We start from the raw sequence: 1,398 nt of genomic DNA, 5'->3' as shown, positions 1-1,398 counted from the left end.
TTTTTTTCACGTTAATTTATCATTTARATTATAAGTAAACATCCTATGATCAATTAAATTTTTCTACTATAACTAATACACCATATATTATAGTTTTCCTTTATAAACTTAATAAATATTGTTATAATTATATTTAAGTTTTTAAATATATTATTGGGAGGAAAATATGTATAAATTAATAGCTTTAGATATTGATGGTACATTATTAAATAGTGAAAAAAAAATAACAAATGAGGTTTATAACTCAATTCAAGAAGCGAAAAAAAATGGAGCTAAAGTAGTTTTATCTACTGGTAGGCCTCTACCTGGCGTTACACCTTTACTTAATGAATTAAATTTAAATGATGATGGGGACTATGTAATATGTTTTAATGGTGCAGTTGTTCAGGAAGTAAAAAGTAAAAAAGTTTTATCAAATATTGAAATGTGTCATGATGACTTTATATTAATAAACAATTTAGCCAAAAAGAATAATACTCATGTTCATATAAATACACCAACTAATCTTATAATACCTGAAGAAACTCCAAATAAATATACAATACACGAGGCAACTCTTAATAATATAGATATAGTTTCTATGAAAGAAGAAGATATAGATGATGATATAACATACTGTAAGGTAATGATTATAGATGAGCCTGAAAAATTAGAAGAGGTTTTAGAAAATATACCTAAAGAGTTATTTGATAAATATACTATAGTTAGATCTGCTCCATTTTTCTTAGAGTTTTTAAATAAAAATGCTAATAAAGGGAATGCTCTTAAAGAGTTATGTAATAATATAAATATACCTATAAGTAAGTCAATTGCTGTTGGTGATGAAGAAAATGACCAACATATGATAAAGATGGCTGGTCTTGGTGTTGCAATGGGTAATGCAAGGGACAGTATAAAAGAGATAGCTAATTATGTGACTTGTAGTAATAATGAACATGGTGTGGCTAAAGTTATAGATAAGTTTATATTAAATAGATAATGTTAAATTTAATAATCGTATATATTAGTTAATTTCGTGATAGTATTATAATAAAAATAACCATACCTTAGTATTTTCAATAATTTGAATTACAAGGTATGGTTATTTTTCTAATTTACTATAAATTGTTCTTAATATATTAATAATGTGAATAAAATCATATAAAAATATCTTATTTATAGTGTACATTTTATTTTCCTTGTTCAAGTTCTTCTATCAGTTTAAGTATCTGAGGAGAAATTCTTTCTCGTTGTTTTTTAGTAATATATTTATAAGCTGGNATTATTTATTACAAGCATAATTGGTGTATTATTTTATAATACATTAAGTTTGTTTATGGTTTTAGTAACAGTTTTAGTTTTAAGTTTCTATCTTGTAAATGTATTTATTAATGGATATAAATTTTATATTAACATAAG

General features: G+C 23.5%; 1 protein-coding gene. It reads left to right on the top strand.

What is annotated here, in order from left to right:
- Window positions 1–166: 166 nt before the first annotated feature.
- The gene (gene yidA, locus G3997_RS02480; RefSeq protein ID WP_296647554.1) at window positions 167–979 is read left to right on the top strand and encodes a sugar-phosphatase; all 813 of its coding nucleotides are present in this window, start codon (window positions 167–169) and stop codon (window positions 977–979) included.
- The last annotated feature ends 419 nt before the right edge of the window (window positions 980–1,398 follow it).

The organism is Romboutsia sp. 13368, from assembly GCF_018336475.1.
Taxonomy (GTDB): domain Bacteria; phylum Bacillota; class Clostridia; order Peptostreptococcales; family Peptostreptococcaceae; genus Romboutsia.
The sequence above is the reverse complement of the archived record's forward strand: the minus strand, read 5'-3'. Positions and strand labels throughout refer to the sequence as shown.

What these genes read in the sequence shown, in the direction of transcription:
- yidA (WP_296647554.1), top strand. Translation starts at nt 167, where the DNA reads ATGTATAAATTAATAGCTTTAGATATTGATGGTACATTATTAAATAGT.